Source organism: Bacteroides reticulotermitis JCM 10512, assembly GCF_000517545.1.
Taxonomy (GTDB): domain Bacteria; phylum Bacteroidota; class Bacteroidia; order Bacteroidales; family Bacteroidaceae; genus Bacteroides; species Bacteroides reticulotermitis.
In genome coordinates, this window is sequence record NZ_BAIV01000047.1 from 1 (window position 1) to 23,383 (window position 23,383).

Consider the following 23,383-nt stretch of genomic DNA (forward strand, 5'->3'; position numbering starts at 1 on the left):
TCCCGTTCGAGTCGGTGACAAAGGATGGCAAGCAGATATTCACTGTCACCCGTGCGAGGTAACTTTAACAGGAGGTCATACGCCCGCCCGTTGTAACCCATACAGGCCAGACAGAGAGCCGTGTTGTAATCCGGGTAATCACTCAGAACCCGGAAAGCTTCCAGATACTCACGCTTCATCAACAATCGAAGGCCTTCCTCATAACCGTCTTTGACCACATACTGCATCGAGTCCACCGCATTCATACCCGGACGGCTCAGGTGGAAAACAACATCCATCCGACGCAACTCCGGATAAATCGAATCACGATAATCCGGTAATCCTTGCGGTACTGCGTCCGGATATCCTGTTCCGTTTGATCGGGGAAAACAGTCCGGGAGATCATAGCCAGAATCGAATCCCGGTTGGCAAGATCCTGTCTCTTACCTATCCGGTCTGCCAATCCCTGCCAGTCTTCGCCCCGGGGAATCGAACGAACTACACACGAAGCCATATCAGCAGGATAAGTTGCGTGTAGATACCCGCCCAATGCTTCGGCGCGTTCACGGGAAAGTTCATGATTTGAATCGTAGGAACCGTCTAGCGAAGCCCACGAGCGGATCTCCAAACTATCCATCTGCAAATCCATACCAGCTTTCAGGCTACGGAAGCGACTCATCAACGTATCGATCTGGTATCGATTGTCTTTATAACCAATACTGAAACGGCTTTGATTCGGTTCAAACTGTGGGTAGATCGTCATACGGTCATACATATTGCGATACAGCTTCGTACCTCTGACAATCAGCGAAGTGTCCGCCAATTGAACCAGCGAAGAGATCAGGTAGTAAAGCGTGTCCGATGCCGCCAATGTATACACACTTCGGTCGGTAGCCGACACCTTGCCACCTAGCGTTACCCCAATCCGGTCCAGTCCCGGAGTTACCGGATAAGTCTGGTGGTAATGATACACAAAGTCACTTCCTCCATCAACCAGGCTATCCAAGCGTAACCCACTCTCGAAAGGGAAAGGAATCAGCTTCTTCTCCATCGCATCGCGTTGTTTTTCACGGCTCTCATTGCCGGCGATCTCCTCGAAGAAATAGCGATGGCGGGCAATGGCGATCGAGTCTTTTTCGGTAGTGGTATAGTTAGTCAGGTTTTCCAAGTTCGGTTCGTTGCGGAAGAAGTACTTATACTTAGCCGGAACGTTCTTTTCCGTCAGCTCCCGGTGCAGGTGATACTGCGGCCAAAAGCCGGAACGCTTGCGGAATTTGTTTTCATATTTATGGCCGATGCCTGTCGTATCTACTCCCACAGTCAGCAGACGGATGGAAGCGTCATTCTTGCGACGCATATAGCTATGGTAAAGGTTTAGTCGATAGCCGTCTTTCTGCTGGTTGAAGTGTCCGAAGCGTTCTTCCATTCGCTCTTTCCAAGTCAGGTATCTATTCACCCGTTTGAATTCCCGGTTATACAAGTCCCAGTAATAGAGCTGACGCCTACGCATATCTTTGCGAATACCTTTAAGATTTAGGAACAGACTGTCGTAGGCGGATTCGGGAATGATCGATTCCTCATAATTGGCAAACACCTGATAGTCCGCCAGTTGTTTGGCACGGAAGTTTTCACCTTGCAGCGATAAGCCTTCCAGCGGAACAATCGAGTCGTTATGCAGAATCTCGGGAGCAAGGCGTATGCGCCAGTCGGCCGATAGGAGTTCTTTGGGAACGCGGATCTGGAAGTCAACAGCGATCTTGCCATCCCGTTCGGGGGCGAACTTCTGTTTAACACGAGCTACCACCACTACCTCATCCAGGTTTTGTACTTCACTCAAACTCGTTTTAGCCTTGCGGGTCGAGTCTTTACGGAATAGAACCTGCGAGCGATTGTCGGCATCTTGATAGGTTACAGACTCACGCACGATGGCCCGCCCACTCGAATCTGTTAGTTCAGCGGGAAGAGATAGGTGTACACGGCGCGACTGCATGAACAGTCGGCGGGTCATCGTTTCACCGGAGCTACACGAATAGATCAGTCCGCCCAACAAAAGAAGCGGAAGCAGGTAAGATAGATGCATGGCAGATTTGCCAAACCACCGGCGGTTGGCAGGGTGAGAGGATTGTTTGCACACCTCGAACCGTTCGTGTCTGCCGTTTTGTAGTTTATATGCGTTGAATTGCAGCTTATGCAATGCGGATCGCAGTTTCCGACTGATGTCGGATATAATTAGTTTCATCATAGGTTGTCTTTCAAAATAAATATACGATACTTACCGATGCCTTGTCGGGAGCTAACCAGACACCTTTTTCTTCCTTGATCTTCTGACCACAGCGCACGCAGGGGTATTTATCACGGCGGCTCCACACAAGCCCACCGCCCAACTCAAACTCCAGATTCCAGTGCTTTTGGAGCGGAATGCTGTAGCCAGCGGACAATCCCAAGCCGTAGCCCTCACCGTCATAACGATAACTGCTACCAAGCAGGCCGCCGAAATTGTATCGGCTCAAAATTGCGTTCGAGCCGAAAAACCAGCCACCCGCATAACTTTCACGCAGCCAATAACGTACTCCCGGGAGAACCGAGAGTTGTTTCATCTTCTTGTTGCCCGAGAAAGTCCAAGGGTTATACCGGACAGGCAGATGGATTGTCCAGTGGGAATTGATGGCCATAGAGCCCTCGACATTAAACGTACCGGTACCAAGACCCAAGGCATCAGTACTGACCGAGTAAAACTGCCCGTGCACTTTGCCACATACCGACAGCATGAATAAAGCTGCCAGAAGTATTTGAAGCGAGCAGTTGCACGACGAACGTTTCTTCATTTTCATCTGTTTATATTTACAATTTATCTATTAATCAATTATTATATCGAACCATTGGTCCGAAGTTAATCCGCAACAGCATGTTTTTTTAATGATGCACATACTGCCTTTAGGAATATATATATTTGGTCAGTCCACAAAAAGACATTCATAAAAGACATACTAAACCGCGCGAATTTCACAACCCACGCGGTCAAAAACAAAATTTATAAAACTAAACACCAGTGTCTCACGACACGCGGTTGGTTAAAACCCTCGAAAGGGCTTAAATCGTAAGAAGTCCATACCATTATTACCTTATGGGTAAGACCTTATATTTAAATCACTCTCAAGGCTATTCAGAGGTGAAGCAGACAAATTTTCAAACTCTCCGAGAACCTGATTATATCCTATATTTTCATCCAAATGGAATACCGAACAACAGTTTTGTACAGCTCCATACCGGAACAACCAAGTATTGTGCTTCATTATCTTTCGTCGGATATTGAACGAACGAAATGCGCGCATAGAACCCAAATAAGAATTAACGGTCATTTCCAACTTTCCGGCTGTAATATTCTCTTTCTTCAATGCATATATTCTCTGCGAGAAATTAGATTTAACCCTATTATTCACGTAGGTACGGTACGGCTTCACAAAGCCGCCTACAAACAATACTCCTTTATCATACTTCTGAAGGTATATCTTCAGAGGGTGTACTTCTAAACCCAACTTATCTTTCAAATAAGTAGTTATGACCTTTCGGTAATTGGTCAAGACCTCTTTACATTGGTCCACCAGATAGAAATCATCCACATAGCGTCCATAATAGCGAGCTTTTAATTGACGTTTCACAAAATGGTCAAAGTCATTTAAGTAAATATTACTAAACAATTGACTCGTCAGGTTCCCGATAGGCAAACCACACTCCTCAGGCATATCAAACAAGCTTTTCCCATGAGGTATTTTATCCCAATCCGATACCTTCCCCTTCATTATATAATGAGTTGTCGGATCGTCAAATATGATGACCCTAGCCAAGTAAAGTATCAAGTCATAATCAAGCTTTTCTTTCCAAAGAGTTCCATCAGCGCCTCTGCGAGATGAGTAGCGCAACAAAGTATCTTTTACTTTTTGGAAGAGAATGTTCCGGTTAATATTCATAAAGAAACCTCGAATATCAAGTTTCATCACATAACAGTCGCGCGTATAATTTGCCGAACAACTTCGGATGGAGTATTCCAACCGCTTAATTCCAAACGATGTGCCCTTTCCCTTCCGACAAGAATAAGAATCATAAATAAAAGTCCGTTCAAAAATAGGATTCACATAATTATAGAATAAATGATGAATTACACGATCCGCAAAAGCAGCAGCAAATACTTCTCGAGTAACCGGTTTATAAACTACAAAAGCAATGCTATCCTGAGGCTTATAAGTTCGATCCTTAATCGCTCTGTAAAGAGTGAATATATTTTGCTCCAGATTTATTTCAAACCGGAGTTGATTCTGCGTATTACGTTTATTCTTACGTGCATCGTAATATGCCGTGAACAAATCCATTAACAATGGATCACATCCAACTTCGTCTAACTTTTCACATTCAACTTTACCAGCCATCAGTACCTGTATTTTAATTTTAACTCTAGACGCAGAGGATGTCGGCCACTGCCCTGCACGCAACGAACCGACATACCGTACGTGGGATCACCAGTGTTCAGGTTCTTGTTGACACTACCGGAGTTGAAGTAGAGATACCCAACCTCCTGAGACCAATAGTTGCCGTTCTGGTTCGCCGGGTTGGTACTGTAACCGCAAACGGGCAAAAAAGAGTAACCGCTGAACTCTGATTCCAGCAGAGAAGTATATACGTACTTGCAATGCATGGAAACATATAATTGCCTGCTATCAACAGGCGGGTTACCTGGCCGACAGAGTACTCTTCCGGGCGACCGTAGCCTCCGGAACGCTGACATACTCCTCTGAGTTCTATTTATTAAAGCCTTATTATTAACATATTCAAAACGCAGAGGATGTCGGCCACTGCCCTGCACGCAACGAACCGACAAACCGTTCGAGTTATCACTAGTGTTCAGGTTCTTGTTGCCATTATTGGAGTTGAAGTTGAGATATCCAACCTCCTGAGACCAATAGTTGCCGTTCGTGTTCGTCGTAGCACTACTATGACCGCAAACGGGCAAAAAAGAGTAACCACTGGACTCTGATTCCAACAGAGAAGTATATACATACTTGCAATGCATGGAACCATATGATTGCCTGTAAAAAACAGGCGGGTTACCTGGCCGACAGAGTACTCTTCCGGGCGACCATAGCCTCCGGAACGCTGACCTATTCCTCTGAGTTCTTTTTCCCATTTATATACTTCTCCCATGCAGCCAATTGCCGCGAAATATTTTCAGTCATCTCTGCATACCGGACGTATTGCTTCATTGATAACTGCCGAAGATCATACAACAAGCGCAAACCCAACTTAGCAAGTTCGATACGTTCGCGCGCTTCATGAATTAAAGGACCTTTTTCACGAGTCGAATTAGCCCTATAAATTAAGATAACCAATTCGGTGAGTTCTTCCTTTAGCTTTTCACCAATCGTGTAGCGATATTCTCTCTGCAAGTTATGACTACTGCGAAACAATGCCAGCAGCAAATCATACACCGCCTTATAAACCGGTAAGTTATCATACTGTGCCATTTAAATCTTTTTGAATTTCCATTAGAAACAACATACAACCAAGAGGTGTATTACTTTCGATTCGAAAGTTACGTATCCGCTCAATCAATTCGGCATGGGACGTTTTTTCTTCCACAACCGGAGCGCTCTTCTGAATTTGCTTTCCAACCATAAGAGGTTGTTCTTCAATGGTGTCTTTCCACAACAGAAAATCATTTTCCGAGTAAGTATCTTCCGTACAACTAACTACGCAATAATCATCTGTTTGTGATATGAGATGCACGTCCTCCAGGATACTATCCAAAACATGTCCCGGAAAGCCCATGGATACGACAGAACTTTTCACACATTTCACCGTCTTCTTTATAGGCTTATAAGCACGGACAAACTTTATAAATAAATAAGCCGAGCCTTCATAAGCCTTCCAAAAAGTTCCTTCTTTAAATAGATGAATATGGTGTGCATCGGAAGCGGTGATCTTCAATTTTTCTCGTAATTCCATATATACGCTGTATCAAAATATTTTCAAAATCGACCACCTTCGGTGGTATTGAAACCCTAGGGCTGCAAAGCCTAGGGGAATTAATCAAATGAATCGAACTAACTGCCGCGCACGCAACGAACCGACAAACCGAACGAGGTATCACTAGTGTTCAGGCTCTTGCCGCCATTATTGGAGTAGAAGTAGAGATATCCAACCTCCTGAGACCAATAGTCGCCGCTCGTGAGCGTCGTAGCACTACTATGACCGCAAACGGGCAAAAACCATCTTTTAAGCGGATTCTCAGAATAAGTAACATACCATACATTTTTGTAACTGACACCTCCGGATGCAGCATTGCCCGTAGCTGTAGACCATTTCATCTCATTATAGACCCAATCCCATTCACCACTTCCAGCTGTTCGTTTAGGCAGGCGGAAGCCCGGAGGACACGCTGTATTAGCTTGTGCTCGAGTCAAATAAACCCCTTTCGCATCAGTAACACTAGTTATACCCGTATTAGGTTGATTTGAAAAATAGCCCTTAATTCCATCCTGTCCGACAATTGCCCCAATATTGCGGTCGAGCCACAATTTATTATTCATCAAGAAAGTTCCATAATAATAAATACTACCGTCAGCACCTCCGGAATGTGCTACTAATGTACCAAAGACCCCCTGCTGATGTACGGAGAACTCAACCTGAACACCATCCTCGTATTCCAAATAAAAAGCACCATCACCCCGTGAGTAGATCGGAAGTAGCAGAAATATAAACCTCTTTCTTATTGTTTTTGTCACCCGGATCATTCATCTGACTGAATGTTAAGCCGGTAGCCGCATAGCCAGTAGGTACAATCTTCCACGCCTGCGAAGAATGAATAATCATTTTATACTTCAAGTAATCGCACGAAATTATAGAAAAATGCAGGTCCTTAGCAGTACTTTGACCGGTAGGCAAGCCTTTAAATAACTGGAAATTTTCGGAAACCAAGCCTTTATCAGTATAAGTAGAACCTGTTTTCTCCAATAAACGCATCGTCAACTGACGCACAAGTGGATCTGTCGGAGCTGTAGTACTCTGGGTAACAGAAGCTTGAGCCGTAGCGATTAAGACACCTTGTGCTACCACAAACTTGATATCAGCCAGTCGGCTCAAAGCAGAAGCGTTGTTAGAAGCCCTTACATTATAATATAATAAGCCAGCAGCAAGGTTATCGGGAGTTGTGCCCGGACCCAAAGTAAGCCAGCCGGTATCACTACCCGGATACAGAACTGAAGTTGTAATATCAGCGCGGGTGATACCCGAGAAGTTACCTTGCAGATTCACGCAAATCTCTTTGGTGCCACCAGCCATCATGAACCAAAGATCACTGGGTTGGAGCTTAATGCCACCCATATATGAAGTAGGATTTAGCTGAGTAAGGTTAATATTCAAATTGATACTTCCCCAACTCACAGTAACCACAGCTGCACGGTCAGTAGCCGTTTCATTTTTATTCAAAGCGGTTACTCTTAAATATCTATTGCCCGATACTTTCTGCGAAGAGAAGGAAGCAGCGTCAGCACCTTGGGGAGTGCCCACGGTCCAATTTCCTGAAATAGGCGCCGTAGAGCTTCGGATCGTAAAAACTTCCAATTGAACGGTTTGGTTCCCCTTTTCGGAAAATACCACTTCACGTTGCGAAACAGCCAATCCGTTGCCATCTTTATCGAATACATAAGTACCCAAGAAAGAATCATCACTCGTTGAGCGTATAATCCATACGAAGTTGGGTATGATCGTAAGCGTCACCCGGATCGGTTTCACCAGCAGCGGTAACATTGGTAATATTAACAGTATATGCGCCATTAGCTTTCAAAGACTGCTGCCCCGCTGCCGGACAAACATTTACCCGGTAATAAGTAGTAGTAGAACTACCGTTATACTTACCACCGATAATCAGGCAGGTCGTTTCCTCGTCACGCATGGCAGGGGTAAGAGAGACGTTCGGAAAAGCATAAAGCTTAGCCTGAACCACACCCGCGGCTGCATTAACTACCTGCTCGTCGTAATTGCGGAAATTATCCCCAGTTGCACTTGAAACATAGGAGCCACCTTCATCGAACATATAGCCACGGATACGGGCATTCTAAACCTGAACAGTCTCGAATATGAAGTTGGACGCCGAGTTACTAACATCAATACGAGCCACCCGACGCTTAAAGGTGATGTTGGCCACATTGGTAGAAGCAGGTTTGGTCAGAGAAGCGGACATAGCAAACGGTGAACCCATACCGATCTTCTTTTCGAAGAAGCCCATTAGATATTCACGGGCATCACTATAAGTCTTAGAAGCCACTTTGTTAGTAAGCAAATCATCCACACTCGGCTCACCATCCAAGAAAGCAGAGGATTTGAAATTGCCAAGAAAGATAAGCTGCCACTCGTCGTCAACATCTTCGCCCGCAGGTAGTGTAACCCGGGCGTTACCCGTAGAGGTAGAAGCCGAAACACTCGTACGCGTATAACCAACGTAAACATTGGGATTGGTAGGATGAGAAGAAGCACGGAAAAAAAGCGTATAAACATCATCGACACGACACTCATGCGCTTCAGCGGTTACCGCATACGTGCGGATATGCATACCGCCATCAACCTGGTAACTTAAAGCAAGCTTACCATCTTGTATCTCTCCGGCATAATCACCCTCATCGTGACAGGCACTCAGGCACACCAAAAAGAAGGAGGCAAGAAGAAGGGATAATCTGTTAATTGTCTTCATAAGGTATATTATTATTTTAAATATCTGTTAATTAGTTGAGTTGTTATGAATGAGGAAGTTCCCAGTCATAGTCGTTAGGATTTTCTTCCCAAGGGGCAAAGAGAATATTCGAGTCGTCTGTACCCGGTTCCTTATCCCAAGGACTCTCTTCATTCCAGGGAGAAAGTGTGTATTCGACTTTCAGGTGTTCACCCAAAACTGTCAAACGCATATTCGAGACCGTGTTACGGCGAACACCGTACACATATTGGCCCAAAGGATCGGTGCCGCAAACCAGCGGAACATCGGCTGATTTAGCTGTACCATTTTCAGTAAGCCATATCCGAAGAATGGTTTGTGTAGCCGCTGAGACAGGAAAATTCTCATATATATAGGGGGTATTTATAGTCAATGATTGGTGCAATAATCCCAAATTGGGAATTGACAAAGCTTGTTGAGTAAGATTAGTTAGTATTGGACTTGATTGCGGATAGCCGTCAATCAAGCTACTTGACGAGGGTACATTTATCAGTTGGATACCCTGTAGGTCTACTATTTTAAGATTAGCATCATCTTTAGCGATCTGTACCTGTATCTTTCCAACACTACGTTCAAGTACGATGCCTGTTCGACTCGGCAAAGCCGAGGGACTCACATTCAGTTCTTTGGCCGTGGAGAAAGGAAGGCGCAAAGGAAGTGTATTAATAGTCATTTCATCACTCATAGTTAAGGATTGAAGGTCGGAAAAGGTGCTCAGCCCGTCTAAAGTTGGACTAAGTGTTGCAGGCTCATTGCCTAACACAATGATGCGCTTAGGACCCGTATGGAGTGTATAACTCAAACTGGCGGGCAAAGACGGCATCGGATTTGAAGAGGAAGCGCCGTAGTAATTGTTTGATTCAAGTGAAAGTGTACGGCTATTGAAGATAAGGATGCGCATCCGCTCAACGGTGTTTTCATCACCTGTGCCGGGAATGCCGTAAGTCAGGGAAGAAAGCGGATCTGAGGTAACACCCAGAGTCAGAACAGTAAGTTCCGAAGTTACTTCTTCCTCATTTGAACAGGAAGACGGCAGCAGCCATACGGCAAGAAGGAACAGCAGGTAATAGCTGTACCTCATGCGATTTGTTTTCGGTCTGTTATTGTTAGTTCTCATATTTGTTATTTTGTCTGTTCTTGAGATAGTCATTGCTCTGAATCACCAAAGAGGAGCATTTATTAAAGCTTCGTCCCAGTCGCCCACATTAACCAGCAGCAAATCGATGTGATCGCCCTGATTGTCATAGACCAATTCATAGGTCAACTGATAGCGGTGAATACGATCCAAGTCTTCAGGGATGATTATACGGGGGTCTGTCAACAAATCGTCGGTCAAGGAACGATCCTCAAATAGTTGGGAAGGAACGGCCTTATCTTTGATAGCAATACGCATATCATCACCTTGTTGGAGACGAAGCGTACGAACCTGACTCATAATACTGTCAGAGCCGACAAGCCCATAGCGAGGGACGGACTTCATGTGTACGTCGCATGCTGAATTATCGTGTCGGTGGGAACCGTTGCCGCCCTTAACTTCTACGGTGAAATCATGCACTCCCACAGCAGAAGGTGCATTAATCACTTTGAGCAACACACGGATATCATGCGTATTCTTCATCAGATCCAAATAGTGATGGCTGGCATAAGAATTACCCACACGCAGAGGGTACATACCGTGAAACAAGGAATCGGAAGTAAGCTCCATACCCGAGCTTGCACCAGCAACAAAATCCAAACGCATATTTTCGTAGTGGGAAGTGTAATCTTTGCACTGGTAGTCGGAGGTATTGGCATTGCCCCAAACAACGGCTGTATAACTGCCTTGAGGTAAAACCATATCCAAACAGTTGCCCGAGCGTAATGTGTCGCAACAGATGTTCAGTTCTTTATAAAAGTTCCCCCGCCTATCATAAAGGTATACATCCAAATGATGTACCTCACGAGTAAACAAATCACGGGAGGATTCATTCAGCGTGTGCGTAAAACTGATACTAACCGGATAGGGGCCATAATCACAGCTATCCAGGTCATCACCGATACACCCGCTACAAAAAGGCAGGCAGAGGATGATTGAAAGACAGGCGCATAACCGATTTAATAAAAGATGAAAATACTTCATGCGTACTTGGTTACTGGTTTATAGTGATAGATAAACGAGGAGGAAACTCCCCATTCCTCCTCCTCGTTTTATTAATTAAAAGACTTTTTAATCGAATTGATTATAAGTCAGCATTGCTGCTTGCATCGGCCCAGTCGCCCACTTCAATGTTAGCGCTCAAGTCAACTGATGTTGTAATTTCCTCACCCGGATTAGTGATCTCAGCGGTGTTGGAACCTAAACGGTTGATTGATTTAACCGTAACATAGTAGTACTTATTACGTTCAACCATGAATGTTTCACTAACAGGTGCACTTACCGCAGCAGGATTAGTCAGATATACTGAGTAGTATACCTTACCACCCTCGTACTTCAGGATACCTACATTAGCTGATACAGCAGGATTAGCAGCATTAGCCGCATCAAAAGCTAATATCTCAGCATCTATTGTAGTCTGAATAGGAGACGCAGCATAGTATTTATTACTGATTTCACGTAGTACTTTGGTAGCTGACACAGGAGCATCATCAAACTCTACGATGCGGTAGAAATCACCGTTGGAAGGCAAGTGACTAGGACCTTGTCCCAGAACGGCATTATCATCTCCATGTACGTCTGTTGTTGCATCAAGTACCCACACTCCACCAATCTGCGTAAAAGTAGCAGTACCATACAAAGGCTCACTATTAGCATTCTCCATCGCATATAAAGCCTTAGTACCGTCAGCGTCTGTAGAAGTAAGGAAGTGTTGAGAAGCACCGGGGAAACCTGTAGTAGCACTCAAGGTTCCTCCTTCAATAAAGAAGTCCGAAGTAGCCAACGGGGGTGTAGGTCCGGCAGCCCACTTGTTATAGTTGTAAGACTCCAATTGAAGGCCGTTGTAAACCGCCTGATTGAACGTATTGTCTTTAATGTTACGAACAAGGTAGCTAACATTGGTTAATGTACCACCTAAGCTTGCTTCATAAACAACAGAAGCAGCAGGGAACTCCAGGTTGGCTTTCGAGAAAGCACGACCGATCTTCATCGATACTGAGTTGGAAGCACCCGGATTCAGTGTTTGTTGTTTACCTCCTTCAGGAGCAGTCATAAAGTAACCGGTACCTACCCCAGCTGTAGGAACAGCAATTGTACTCATACTAGTAACAGATGTCGCACCGTTAGCCAACAACTTTTCAAAAGCAGCTTTATTCAATGCAGCAGGATCGCCAGGAGTTACTGGCGCACCGCTCAATTGGGTCGCAAGTGCCGTCGGAGCATTGGCTACAATGAAAAAGGTTTTAGGACCTGTAGTGATTGTAACACCGGAAGCGGTAGCCTGTCCACCAGCAACAGTCATATTCTGCACAACTTCCAAAACACCTGCTCCGTCAAAAATATAGGTGTCAGCTGTTTTAATAATCGCTTCATCACCTGTAGGAGTCGGAGTAAACGCATAGGTACCAATCGCACCCGCTTGTTTAGCGATAATATTCATCGTGGTAGGCTCTCCGCGCATACCATCACCCAAGCCACCACCCGTGGTAGAGTCATCATTCGAACAACTGCTCAAACCCATTGTAAGGGCAGCAGCTAGTAGCATTGCATACTTAAAATTAGCTTTCATACTTGTCTTTTTTAATTTAAAATTGAGTTAATAATTGAATCGCTATATTGCTTTTCCTGTTTTAATTCTAGCGCTTAAATGGATCTATCGCCCGGCGGTAAGCCCCCCGAGTGAACCTGCATATATTTGATGTTTTGATTGTTTGAGAAAACCCGGATATTGTAACCGACAAACGGTTCCATTGTCGGATAGCCCGACAAAAAGGTTACTCGACAGGCAATAGACGATTTTATTGCCCGAGCATAGAAGTATACCAGCGAAGCGAGTAGTACATAGAAAAAAAATTGCCAATAGTCTATTCATTCAATCTAGTTTTAGGCAGTATGGAAGGCAAGAAATACGCGGCACAAAGTCCGGAACATCCCTTGTATAAAGAATGATACACGATGAAATACCAGCCCACAATTACTCTACCCTTTTATTCAACATCCCTTTTAAGAAACAATAGTTAAGTCGTTAAGTACACACTTAAGTGCCACTAAACTAATGGTTTATTACTACTGACACTTGTAGAGTGTCAGAGGGGTTTTTGAAGAAAATGTATAAGGTTGTTATACAGAGACTTAGAAGAGAGAATTTCACTCGAGAAAATGACTTGTGAAACATTTGTAAAACATTCTTCGAGAAATAGAGTAAAAAAGGGGACTAAGAAGTCTGGCAACTAGCAAGTTAAGGTTAAATAAGTTGAAATCAGGGAATTCAATTTGTGAAACATTTGTGAAACATTGATTTAACAAACTAATAATAAGGGATATATGAGAAAATCAAAGAAAACTACACATTCACTATGCACCAATTGTCGTAAAACGGAGAAACCGGTAATTGAAGTTGTGAAAATGGTAAAAGGGATTTCAAAGGTTACCGATCTAACATACCATAAAATTATATTTATAATTGAAGGTAAAGTAAGACTCTTCTCAAAGGAAAACCCAGAACATCAGGTCGCAAAGGGAAAAATGCTTTTCCTGCTTGCCGGAAACAGGTATTCATACAGTGCTTTGGAAGGTTCCACAGTCATTCTATTCAGGGTTCAAGCACCAATTAATTTATGCAATAACTTCTCTTTGGAAGACCTATACATGCACGTAAATAAAAAACTAGAAAAGGAGTATAAGCCTGAGAATAGTAACTTCGGAGAGTTGGATATAGTCCCCCAAATTTGGCAACTACTTAATACAATAAATGAATCGATAAAAGATGGAGTAACATGCCACTACTGGCTTGAAATCAAGGTAAAAGAGTTTCTCCTACTGCTCAAAAGCTATTATACTAAGGAGAATATATATAAGTTTCTATATCTTATATTGAGTAATGACATCGTATTCTCGGAACAGGTTAGACAACACTGGAACAAGTTCCAAACCGCACGTGAACTGGCCGTATTCTTGAACCTGACAACCAAAAAATTCACTGCACGGTTTACAGCAGTTTTCGGACAAACACCTTATCAATGGATGCTACAAGAGAGAGCACGCATTGTCCATGTCGAAATCATATCAACCGAAAAACAATTTAAGCAAATAGCCATGGAGAACGGATTTGTATCAGAATCATCCTTCACACGCTTCTGTAGAAAGGAATTTAACAAAACTCCCACGCAAGTAAGGTTAGATAAGTATGTAAATATTAGAATATTGTAAAGTAATAGCCTATTTTTGGTAAGTGGAATTCAATTATTATTCCGTAATTTTGCCGCAGAATTTAAATGAAGTTCATTGCATTTTCTGACACTCTACAAGTGTCAGAAATATTATGCCTGTGCAGTTACATATTTCCACAAAGATAAAAAATTAAATTAGAACAATATCTTTTTTTATCTTCTTTCATCACTCCAATTTCCAAACCATAAGCCACGCAGTCCCTAAAAGCAGAAATAGAGACACGAAGAAGGCTGTCCGTTGCCAGTCGGCAGACAGAGATTTATCAAGTAAAAATAGGGATAGAGACGCTACGCTATAAATGTTATTTGTAATCCTATATAGTAAAAGGTGCCAGGCTTGGCGCCAAGCATACCGGATAGCTTTGAACCGCAGACGCAATTGTCCGGTTAGCCTCATCCAAAACCGAATTATCCAAAAGCCCTAGATAAATAAGCGTGGTTCGCTCCGAACTATGCCCCAGACATTCGCTTAAAACCTGCAATGGGACCTGTTCTTTCTTACCGATCGTAGCCCAAGTATGGCGCGCCCAGTGGGTACTGAGCGGTTTATCAATCTCAGCAAGTAAAGCCAGTTCCTTTAAAAGAAGGTTCTGCATACGCAGGGCACTCTCATACTGCAAACGAGCTGACTGCCGGGCATCGGCATCTCCCTTTACGGGTTTAATAATGGGAAAGAGATAGGGAGAGTCGAGGACCTGCAAGGAGAAACTCTCGAGAATTGTTTGCATCTCGGGGGTAATCCGAATTTCCATCAGCCGTCCGGTCTTCCGGCGAACATAGCTAATAACACCATGTTTCAGATTATCTTTCTTTAAATAAGCAAGGTCGACAAAGCACATACCACGAGCAAAAAAACAAAACAGAAAATAGCGATACGAGACATACAACCGCTCTGCCTGATGGCAGTTGGTAGCATAAGACCTGTTTTCAGCAAAAAAAGACGCAATATTCAAGTCACATAGTCTTTTAACTTCTGCCTGCGAAAGGGAACGTTTCATCGTTTTAGTAGTACCGGTATAAACCTCAGCAAAAGGTGTACCACTGCAAGGGAGACTGATTTGTTTGGAAGTAAGAGCCTTGTTATAAATAGAACGTAGGTTGCGTATATAATAAGAGATCGTGTTGGGAAGCATACCATGATCTCGCAGATGACTCACGAACCCCTTGATCAGGCGAGAGTTGATCTGAGATAAAGGAATGTCTTCATCTTTATTGAAATGGATCAACCTACGGGTGACAGTCCGGTAAGCCCTTGCCGTACGGAACTGACCGCGATATTCCAACTCACAAGAAAGGGTTTTAACAAAACCGGAAAGCTTATTCTCGTCTTGACGAAGTCGATAAAGACTGACAACATCCTCCACGGAATAAAGCCCACACTCGTGGAGACTAAGTAAATGACCCTCCAATAGTCGGATTTCCTCGATAAGCGTTTGCTGCACTTTCTCAAGATAAGTTGTTCGTAAAGTATCCTCTTCGGGATAAACAAGCTTTTGCAGTTCGCTGTCCCACTCGCGGGGATAAACTCGACAGCCTTTTAGCGTTATACTTTTGACACGACGTTTATGAATGAGGCGCAGCGTTAAACTCCCCTCATTGTATCCTTCTTTGCCGGAAGGACGAAGTACCAGTTTGACTGAAGTCATAGTAAAATATTTAAAGTTAATAAAGAGACAAAAGTAATCCAATGAAATCAAATTAGTATAATTGAAGGACAACAGATTAGGTGATTTGACATAGTTTAAGAAATCACCTAATACCCTGCGAGTATTTCTCTATTACAGGATTCAGATGAACAGCTTATTTAAACGATCGAATTGAGTAAAGAATATCAAAAAATAGAGAAAAGAAAAATAATTGTCAACAAAAGAAGCGAATAGAAGTGTAAATAGAGTTAGTCGGAAACCAGCAAATAGAAAGTTATATCGTAATTGCTCACAGTCCGTTTTAGGACCCTAGTTTGTGTCGAGTTGTTTTCATGGCGATGAAAACGGATATTCAGCATCATACGTTCAACTGACTGAAATTCGAGGGAATCACGACCCAACCAAATCTATAATTTATCTCCTTTTTCGCTCAAAAACCTTAATCGTGTGCATTTTCCACTGAGTTTTCTTGTCAGAATCAAGTGTTTGAGTAATTTTGCACGCTGATAGTTAACCGGATAGTTAGATAGCAGATAATTACTACCTGACTACTGGCTGCTAATTGTAGAAATACTAATACTAAAATTAATAACATGAGTTTGAAAATTGTTGTATTGGCAAAACAAGTACCCGACACTCGAAACGTTGGGAAAGATGCCATGAAAGCCGACGGAACTATTAACCGTGCGGCACTACCCGCCATCTTCAACCCCGAAGACTTAAATGCGCTTGAGCAGGCTCTTCGATTGAAAGATGCGCATCCGGGTTCCACCATTACTATTTTAACAATGGGGCCGGGCCGTGCCGCTGATATTATTCGTGAAGGACTTTTCCGTGGTGCTGATAACGGTTATTTGCTAACCGACCGCGCTTTTGCCGGTGCCGATACATTGGCTACTTCGTATGCGTTGGCTACCGCCATTCGTAAAATGGGAGAATGTGACATTATCATCGGTGGTCGTCAAGCTATTGACGGTGACACAGCACAGGTAGGACCTCAGGTAGCTGAAAAGCTGGGAATGACTCAAATTACGTACGCAGAAGAAATTCTAAAAGTTGGTAAGGGAAAGATTACAGTGAAACGTCACATTGATGGTGGTGTTGAAACAGTAGAAGGTCCGTTGCCTATCGTAATTACCGTAAACAGTAGTGCTGCTCCCTGCCGCCCACGCAATGCCAAACTGGTACAGAAGTACAAACACGCCAAGACTGTGACTGAAAAGCAACAAGGTAACCTTGATTATACCGAGCTATACGATAAACGTGACTATCTGAATCTGATAGAATGGAGTGTAGCTGACGTAAACGGCGATCTCGCTCAATGCGGTTTGTCCGGTTCGCCTACTAAGGTAAAAGCCATCCAGAATATTGTTTTCCAAGCCAAAGAGAGCAAAACCATCACTGGCAGCGATCGTGACGTGGAAGACTTGATTGTTGAACTGTTAGCTAACCATACCATCGGATAATCATGAATAATTTATTTGTATATTGCGAAATAGAAGAAGGCATCGTTGCAGACGTTAGCCTGGAGCTTCTGACCAAAGGCCGTTCGTTAGCCAATCAGCTAAACTGCCAACTCGAAGCCGTAGTTGCCGGTACCGGCCTCAAAGATGTTGAGAAACAAATCCTTCCGTACGGAGTAGATAAACTCCATATTTTCGACAGTGAAGGACTTCACCCCTATACGTCACTACCACACACCTCGATTCTGGTGAATCTGTTCAAAGAGGAGCAACCGCAAATCTGTTTGATGGGCGCAACCGTTATCGGACGCGACCTCGGACCACGCGTTTCTTCTGCCTTGACCAGCGGATTGACCGCGGACTGTACTTCTTTGGAGATCGGCGATCACGAAGATAAGAAAGAAGGTAAAGTATATAAGAACCTATTATTCCAAATACGTCCCGCATTCGGTGGCAACATTGTAGCTACTATTGTAAACCCGGAACATCGCCCACAAATGGCAACGGTTCGGGAGGGTGTGATGAAAAAAGCCATTTCAGCTCCTGATTACAAGGGTGAAGTGATTCGTCACGATGTTAAGAAGTTTGTGGCAAGCACCGACTATGTGGTAAAAGTTATCGAACGCCATGTAGAAAAGGCAAAAAACAACCTGAAGGGATCACCGATCATCATCTCCGGAGGTTACGGAGTGGGATCTAAAGAGAACTTCAATTTGCTTTATGATCTAGCCAAAGAACTCCACGCAGAAGTAGGCGCAAGCCGTGCAGCTATCGATGCAGGATTCGCCGAGCACGACCGTCAGGTAGGACAAACCGGAATCACCGTACGTCCGAAACTCTATATCGCTTGCGGTATCTCCGGACAGATTCAGCACATTGCCGGTATGCAGGAGAGTGGCATCATTATCTCTATCAACAATGACCCGGAAGCTCCGATCAACAAGATAGCAGACTACGTAATCAACGGTTCGATCGAAGAGGTTGTACCCAAGATGATTAAGTATTATAAACAAAACAGCAAGTAAGGAAAATGGCCAATTTTTATACCGATATACCGGAACTCAAGTATCACTTGAACAATCCGATCATGAAGCGCATTTGTGAACTCAAAGAGCGCAATTACAGAGATAAAGACGAGTTTGACTATGCCCCTCTGGACTTTGAGGATGCCATAGACTCATACAATAAAGTATTGGAGATCACCGGAGAAATAACCGGAGAGATTATCGCTCCCAACGCAGAAGGTGTGGATGAGGAAGGTCCTCATTGTGCCAACGGACGTGTAGAATACGCTTCGGGAACTAAACAGAACCTGGATGCGATGGTAAAAGCCGGACTGAACGGAATGACTATGCCACGTGAATTCGGTGGATTGAACTTCCCCATTACTCCGTACACCATGTGTGCCGAGATTGTTGCCGCTGCCGATGCCGGTTTTGGTAACATCTGGTCGCTGCAAGACTGTATCGAGACTTTATATGAGTTTGGTACTCCCGATCAACACAGTCGTTTCATTCCCCGCGTTTGTCAGGGCGAAACAATGTCAATGGACTTAACAGAACCGGATGCCGGATCTGACCTTCAAGCGGTTATGCTGAAAGCTACTTATAGCGAAAAAGACGGCTGCTGGTTGCTCAACGGTGTAAAACGTTTCATCACGAACGGAGATGCCGATATCCACTTGGTACTGGCTCGTTCGGAAGAAGGTACGAGAGACGGACGTGGTCTTTCGATGTTTATCTATGATAAGCGTCAGGGAGGTGTAGACGTTCGCCGTATTGAGAACAAACTAGGTATTCACGGTTCTCCGACTTGCGAATTAGTTTACAAGAACGCGAAAGCTGAACTTTGCGGTGACCGTAAACTCGGTTTGATTAAATATGTAATGGCACTGATGAACGGCGCCCGCCTAGGTATTGCCGCACAATCTGTAGGTTTGAGCCAAGCTGCCTACAATGAAGGTTTGGCTTACGCTAAAGACCGTAAACAGTTTGGTAAAGCGATTATCGAATTCCCTGCTGTATACGATATGCTCTCCATCATGAAGGGTAAGTTGGATGCAGGCCGTGCGCTTCTGTATCAAACAGCTCGTTACGTAGATATTTATAAAGCATTGGAGGATATAGCCCGCGAACGCAAACTGACCCCGGAAGAGCGTCAGGAGCAAAAACAATATGCGAAACTGGCAGACAGCCTCACTCCATTGGCTAAAGGTATGAACTCCGAATATGCCAATCAGAATGCTTACGACTGTATCCAGATTCATGGCGGTTCGGGCTTCATGATGGAATATGCTTGCCAACGCATCTACCGCGACGCACGTATCACCAGCATTTATGAAGGAACGACTCAGCTGCAAACAGTGGCTGCCATCCGTTACGTGACTAATGGTTCGTACATCGCTACGATTCGTGAATTCGAAAAGATTCCTTGCTCACCGGATATGGAACCGCTGATGTCGCGTCTGAAGAAAATGGCTGATAAGTTTGAAGCTAGCACGAATGCAGTGAAAGAGACTCAGGATCAAGAATTCCTTGACTTCACCGCACGTCGCTTAATGGAAATGGCTGCCGACTGTATCATGGCTCATTTACTGATTCAGGATGCCAGCAGAGCACCGGAGCTATTCTCCAAATCGGCCCGCGTATATTTGAGTTATGCAGAAGCTGAAGTTGTGAAACATACCAACTACATCCAGCATATCGATAAAGAAGACTTAGCGTTCTTCAAAAAATAATTCATCGATAACTATAAATAGCAAAAGCATCTGTTCCATTAAGAGCAGATGCTTTTCTAAATATATAAACATATGGCAGAAGATTTACACATCGGCAAAGGAGACAAAGCCGAAAAATACCGGGAGTTACTTCCCCAACTACACGCACTGGTAGATACTGAAGTGAATCGCATAGCGAATCTGGCAAATATTGCCGCCGCTTTGAAGCAGACATTCAACTTCTTTTGGGTCGGCTTTTATCTGGTAGAGGAAGATGAATTGGTATTAGGCCCTTTTCAAGGTCCGATCGCCTGCACACGCATTCGCTTCGGCAAAGGTGTATGCGGTACGGCTTGGAAAGAGGAGCGGACGCTCATAGTGCCCGACGTTGAACAATTCCCCGGTCACATAGCTTGCAGCTCGGATTCTAAATCAGAAATCGTTGTGCCTATCAAGAGACAGGGAGAGGTGATCGGCGTACTGGACATCGACAGCGATGCTCTCAATAGTTTCGATGAGACGGACGCCCGCTTTCTGGAAGAGATCTGCACATACATTAAATAGTAATCGCATCGGACAACAAGCAGCGCAACACGCTCCTACCCCGGCTCAATGAGTATGTAGACTCTTTTACCAGTCTACATCTTCGGTGGGGCCGGTTCCGTAGAGTAAAAGCTGCCTGCGAAGTGTATCGATCTCTCGCTGCATATCTTCCACCTTGAGTAACAAATGATGAATGGCATCAATACCTTCCATATTGATAGCCAAGTCGTAATACATCCTGCTATAGCGTTCTACAGAGGGAAGTTCGGACACTAATAAATAGTGCTCCCCCTCTTGGATATGCACATTAATCAAACCGCCATCTGCTAACAAGGTTATAAATGAAGGCTCGATATGACATTTGTGACAGTACTCGCTGACAATTATTAGTTCGGTCTGCATAATGCTCATTCAGTTTAATTTATACTCTGTAATTCGCGGAACAATTCTTTTTGCTTTTCCGTCAGGTGCGTGGGTATCTTTACGGAATAGGTCACGATCAGGTCACCAAACTGCCCGTCTTTCTTATAAACCGGAAATCCTTTACCTTTCAGACGTACTTTGGTACCGTTCTGCGTTTCGGGTTTAATCTTGAGTTTCACTTTTCCGTCGAGCGTATCAACCAGTTTGTCACCGCCCAACACGGCCGTATAAAGATCCAGTTCGATATCGACGTACAAATCATCACCCAGCGTTTGAATAGCGGATCGTCTGCAATTACAAAGGTTATATACAAGTCGCCTGCGGGACCTCCGTTCATGCCTGGGGCTCCGTAACCTTTCAACTTGATAACTTGCGCATCGGCTACACCGGCCGGGATGGTTATGCGCACTTGCTTCCCATTTACATTCAGCACTTGCTTATGTGTCTGAGCGGCATCCCGAAGCGATAGGTGCAATTCGGCATTGAAGTCTTGTCCACGAAATCCTGCCGAACCTTGTCCCCTGCCCCGATGTCCGAACATCGATTCAAAGAAATCAGAAAATCCATCGGCACCACTTCCTGAAAATCCTCCACCATCCGAACTAGACCAATAGGTATCACCGGCATTGCCAAAGCCTTGTCCGGCTCCACCAAAACCTCCGGCCTGCCCACGTGCCTTTTTCTGTGCTTCGAACTCATCGGCATGCTTCCAATGCTCACCGTATTCATCGTACTTTTTACGCTTCTCCGGATCGCCCAATACTTCATTGGCCTCATTGATTTGCTGAAACTTATCCTTCGAACCGGGATCATTCGGATTCAAGTCCGGATGATACTTACGGGCTAACTTACGGAAAGCTTTCTTTATTTCATCCTGAGAAGCTTTTTTATCTACTCCAAGAATCTGATAATAATCGATATAAGCCATATTTAATACAATTTAGAATATTCATATCTTCTAGGACAAATAACACGCCAATTGCACTTTTGGATGCTATTTTTAGCACTATTTATCAATATTCCGAAGAGCTGTCCGATTGGCCAGCACAAACGGTTTAATACCGGATGCCTTTTTGATCGAGCATCTCGAAATCGGGTTTCCTCATACCCAGATCATCCAATGATCGGGGCTCGTTGTGATCGTTTAGATAGACTCGGGGCCGCATCTGATAAGACGGAGCAACGACCGACAAATTGTCTTCACAATAAGGAGAGTCTATGCCTGCCAGGTTGAGCATTGTGGGAAAGAATGAACTACTGGACGAGACATCCTTTTGCTGGTTGGCTACAGCCGTTGCCCAGTGTGTGGGATAGGTCCCCCGATAACTGTCGGACATCCACACTAGAAACGGAACATGGAGCTGATAGTAAGAGGGTACCGGGGAAGCATGAAGAAACAGATTCCGGGAATCATCAAAAATATCTTCTCCATGATCGGAAGTATAAACCAAGGCGGCATCTGTATGCTGTTCTTCCAGCAAGACGATCAGACGTTTCAGAAATGCATCGGTATAGCGCACCGAGTTATCGTAGGCATTCACCAGGTTATCCTTAAACTTAGGCTCCGCATCGGCCGGATAGTCGGGCTGAAAATAAGCATCTTTAGCGGGATAGCGTTCGCGGTAATTGAAATGGGAACCGTAAGTATGCAGTACAATTAATAATTTATCGGCTCCTTTGGCCAACTCCTTCGTCACACAACTCATCAATTCGCTATCTGAGGGGTTAGAGTCGGTGCTTAACGAGTCTTCTTTGATAAACTCGAAAGTATCGGCCTCCTTGCCAAAGAAGTCGATAAAAGAGTGATTATAACGCTGATTGGAAAAGAAAGCGGTTTGAAAGCCTGCTTCTTTAAAAGCCGTAAGGATGCTTTTCTGATAATAGATCGAGTCGTAAGTACAAGCAGTCACGCCCGACATAAGCATCGGTACGCTCTTGTGAGTAGTATTCGACTCTGTCAGCACTTTCGAATAAGTAATCAGTCCCGACTGTTCTTTCAATTCCGGGTTCGTTTCACGCGTGTAACCCAGTAATTGCCAATTCAAGGCACGAGAAGTCTCTCCAATCACCATCACATAGATTTCTCTCTTTTCGGTGGCATGGGTAGGCTTGGCATGGAAGGTGAAGTCTTTCGAGGTCTTATCGTAATTCTGGGTTTGAGCATTGCGTTGGAAAGCAAGTCCTACGTTGTAGCAGACATTCACCGGATATAAATCGGTCTTCAACTCGTACTTCCCATCAAACAGATAAGCGGCTCCCAAGCTGGCAAAGCCAACGATTAACCCTAAGAAAGCCCGTTTCCGTTCTCTGCGAATAAAGTGAACAGAAAGTTCGCGTTTGCGAATGATGGAGATCGTTGCCAAGATGAGAGGCGGAATATAGAGTAGCACCACTGTGACCAAGGCCGGAATAAGATTATCCAGCAACTCCATCGCTTCGCTCGAATTGGTGGTGACCAAATTCAAGAACATATCTACTGCTATAATGGATT

Annotated in this window: 21 protein-coding genes and 2 pseudogenes; 5 read left to right on the plus strand and 18 right to left on the minus strand. The window is 44.3% G+C overall.

Annotated features, from left to right (window positions below; genetic code table 11):
- From JCM10512_RS19875 to JCM10512_RS19940, 14 genes and pseudogenes are all read right to left on the minus strand, one after another.
- A pseudogene (locus tag JCM10512_RS19875) lies at window positions 1–278 on the minus strand (hypothetical protein); the annotation flags it as partial.
- Entirely contained in the window at window positions 257–2,221 is a 1,965-nt protein-coding gene (locus JCM10512_RS19880; RefSeq protein ID WP_044165591.1) for a hypothetical protein, read from the minus strand. The pseudogene JCM10512_RS19875 and the gene JCM10512_RS19880, both read right to left, overlap by 22 nt.
- A gap of 10 nt (window positions 2,222–2,231) precedes the next feature.
- A complete protein-coding gene (locus tag JCM10512_RS19885) occupies window positions 2,232–2,810 on the minus strand; it encodes a DUF3575 domain-containing protein (RefSeq protein ID WP_244437371.1) in 579 nt (192 codons plus the stop codon).
- Between the two features lie 291 nt (window positions 2,811–3,101).
- On the minus strand, window positions 3,102–4,403 hold the full coding sequence (locus JCM10512_RS19890; protein ID WP_148298492.1) for a reverse transcriptase domain-containing protein: 1,302 nt from the start codon (window positions 4,401–4,403) through the stop codon (window positions 3,102–3,104).
- Entirely contained in the window at window positions 4,403–5,044 is a 642-nt protein-coding gene (locus JCM10512_RS22630) for a hypothetical protein (protein ID WP_148298493.1), read from the minus strand. Before JCM10512_RS22630 ends, JCM10512_RS19890 begins: the two co-directional genes overlap by 1 nt.
- Window positions 5,045–5,132: 88 nt before the next feature.
- A complete protein-coding gene (locus JCM10512_RS19900) occupies window positions 5,133–5,495 on the minus strand; it encodes a four helix bundle protein (RefSeq protein WP_044165595.1) in 363 nt (120 codons plus the stop codon).
- Complete coding sequence (locus tag JCM10512_RS19905; RefSeq protein WP_044165596.1) at window positions 5,482–5,976, minus strand: hypothetical protein; 495 nt, start codon at window positions 5,974–5,976, stop codon at window positions 5,482–5,484. Before JCM10512_RS19905 ends, JCM10512_RS19900 begins: the two co-directional genes overlap by 14 nt.
- 98 nt (window positions 5,977–6,074) lie before the next feature.
- Entirely contained in the window at window positions 6,075–6,755 is a 681-nt protein-coding gene (locus JCM10512_RS19910) for a fibrobacter succinogenes major paralogous domain-containing protein (protein ID WP_148298494.1), read from the minus strand.
- Entirely contained in the window at window positions 6,694–7,779 is a 1,086-nt protein-coding gene (locus JCM10512_RS19915) for a hypothetical protein (RefSeq protein WP_158332246.1), read from the minus strand. Before JCM10512_RS19915 ends, JCM10512_RS19910 begins: the two co-directional genes overlap by 62 nt.
- The gene (locus JCM10512_RS19920) at window positions 7,697–8,065 is read right to left on the minus strand and encodes a hypothetical protein (protein ID WP_044165601.1); all 369 of its coding nucleotides are present in this window, start codon (window positions 8,063–8,065) and stop codon (window positions 7,697–7,699) included. The genes JCM10512_RS19915 and JCM10512_RS19920 overlap by 83 nt, the downstream gene beginning before the upstream one ends.
- Window positions 8,066–8,086: 21 nt before the next feature.
- Window positions 8,087–8,719 (minus strand): hypothetical protein, encoded by a 633-nt coding sequence (locus JCM10512_RS19925; protein ID WP_044165602.1) that lies wholly within the window; start codon window positions 8,717–8,719, stop codon window positions 8,087–8,089.
- 43 nt (window positions 8,720–8,762) lie between these two features.
- A complete protein-coding gene (locus JCM10512_RS19930) occupies window positions 8,763–9,854 on the minus strand; it encodes a hypothetical protein (protein WP_158332247.1) in 1,092 nt (363 codons plus the stop codon).
- Window positions 9,855–9,896: 42 nt separating this feature from the next.
- The gene (locus tag JCM10512_RS19935; protein ID WP_081741557.1) at window positions 9,897–10,856 is read right to left on the minus strand and encodes a FimB/Mfa2 family fimbrial subunit; all 960 of its coding nucleotides are present in this window, start codon (window positions 10,854–10,856) and stop codon (window positions 9,897–9,899) included.
- Window positions 10,857–10,956: 100 nt separating this feature from the next.
- A complete protein-coding gene (locus JCM10512_RS19940; protein WP_044165606.1) occupies window positions 10,957–12,441 on the minus strand; it encodes an Mfa1 family fimbria major subunit in 1,485 nt (494 codons plus the stop codon).
- 755 nt (window positions 12,442–13,196) lie between these two features.
- Between JCM10512_RS19940 and JCM10512_RS19945 the strand changes: the two genes are divergently transcribed.
- The gene (locus JCM10512_RS19945; protein ID WP_044165607.1) at window positions 13,197–14,081 is read left to right on the plus strand and encodes a helix-turn-helix transcriptional regulator; all 885 of its coding nucleotides are present in this window, start codon (window positions 13,197–13,199) and stop codon (window positions 14,079–14,081) included.
- Window positions 14,082–14,415: 334 nt separating this feature from the next.
- Here the strand turns inward: JCM10512_RS19945 and JCM10512_RS19950 are convergent, their stop codons facing one another.
- Window positions 14,416–15,747, minus strand: a complete 1,332-nt coding sequence (locus JCM10512_RS19950) for a tyrosine-type recombinase/integrase (protein WP_044165609.1) — start codon at window positions 15,745–15,747, stop codon at window positions 14,416–14,418.
- Between the two features lie 593 nt (window positions 15,748–16,340).
- Here JCM10512_RS19950 and JCM10512_RS19955 point away from each other — a divergent pair.
- From JCM10512_RS19955 to JCM10512_RS19970, 4 genes are all read left to right on the plus strand, one after another.
- Window positions 16,341–17,213: an electron transfer flavoprotein subunit beta/FixA family protein gene (locus JCM10512_RS19955; RefSeq protein ID WP_044165611.1), complete on the plus strand. Its 873-nt coding sequence runs from the start codon at window positions 16,341–16,343 to the stop codon at window positions 17,211–17,213.
- Between the two features lie 2 nt (window positions 17,214–17,215).
- Entirely contained in the window at window positions 17,216–18,235 is a 1,020-nt protein-coding gene (locus JCM10512_RS19960; protein ID WP_044165613.1) for an electron transfer flavoprotein subunit alpha/FixB family protein, read from the plus strand.
- Between the two features lie 5 nt (window positions 18,236–18,240).
- Window positions 18,241–19,947 (plus strand): acyl-CoA dehydrogenase family protein, encoded by a 1,707-nt coding sequence (locus JCM10512_RS19965; RefSeq protein WP_044165614.1) that lies wholly within the window; start codon window positions 18,241–18,243, stop codon window positions 19,945–19,947.
- Window positions 19,948–20,019: 72 nt separating this feature from the next.
- A complete protein-coding gene (locus JCM10512_RS19970) occupies window positions 20,020–20,490 on the plus strand; it encodes a free L-methionine (R)-S-oxide reductase MsrC (protein WP_044165616.1) in 471 nt (156 codons plus the stop codon).
- A gap of 66 nt (window positions 20,491–20,556) precedes the next feature.
- Here JCM10512_RS19970 and JCM10512_RS19975 read toward each other — a convergent pair whose 3' ends face one another.
- The 3 genes and pseudogenes from JCM10512_RS19975 to JCM10512_RS19985 form a co-directional block, all read right to left on the minus strand.
- The gene (locus JCM10512_RS19975) at window positions 20,557–20,871 is read right to left on the minus strand and encodes a chaperone modulator CbpM (RefSeq protein ID WP_044165620.1); all 315 of its coding nucleotides are present in this window, start codon (window positions 20,869–20,871) and stop codon (window positions 20,557–20,559) included.
- A 14-nt stretch (window positions 20,872–20,885) separates the two neighbouring features.
- A pseudogene (locus JCM10512_RS19980) lies at window positions 20,886–21,820 on the minus strand (DnaJ C-terminal domain-containing protein).
- 127 nt (window positions 21,821–21,947) lie between these two features.
- Window positions 21,948–23,383: phosphoethanolamine transferase family protein (locus JCM10512_RS19985; RefSeq protein WP_044165621.1), on the minus strand; the 1,436-nt coding region annotated here is incomplete at its 5' end.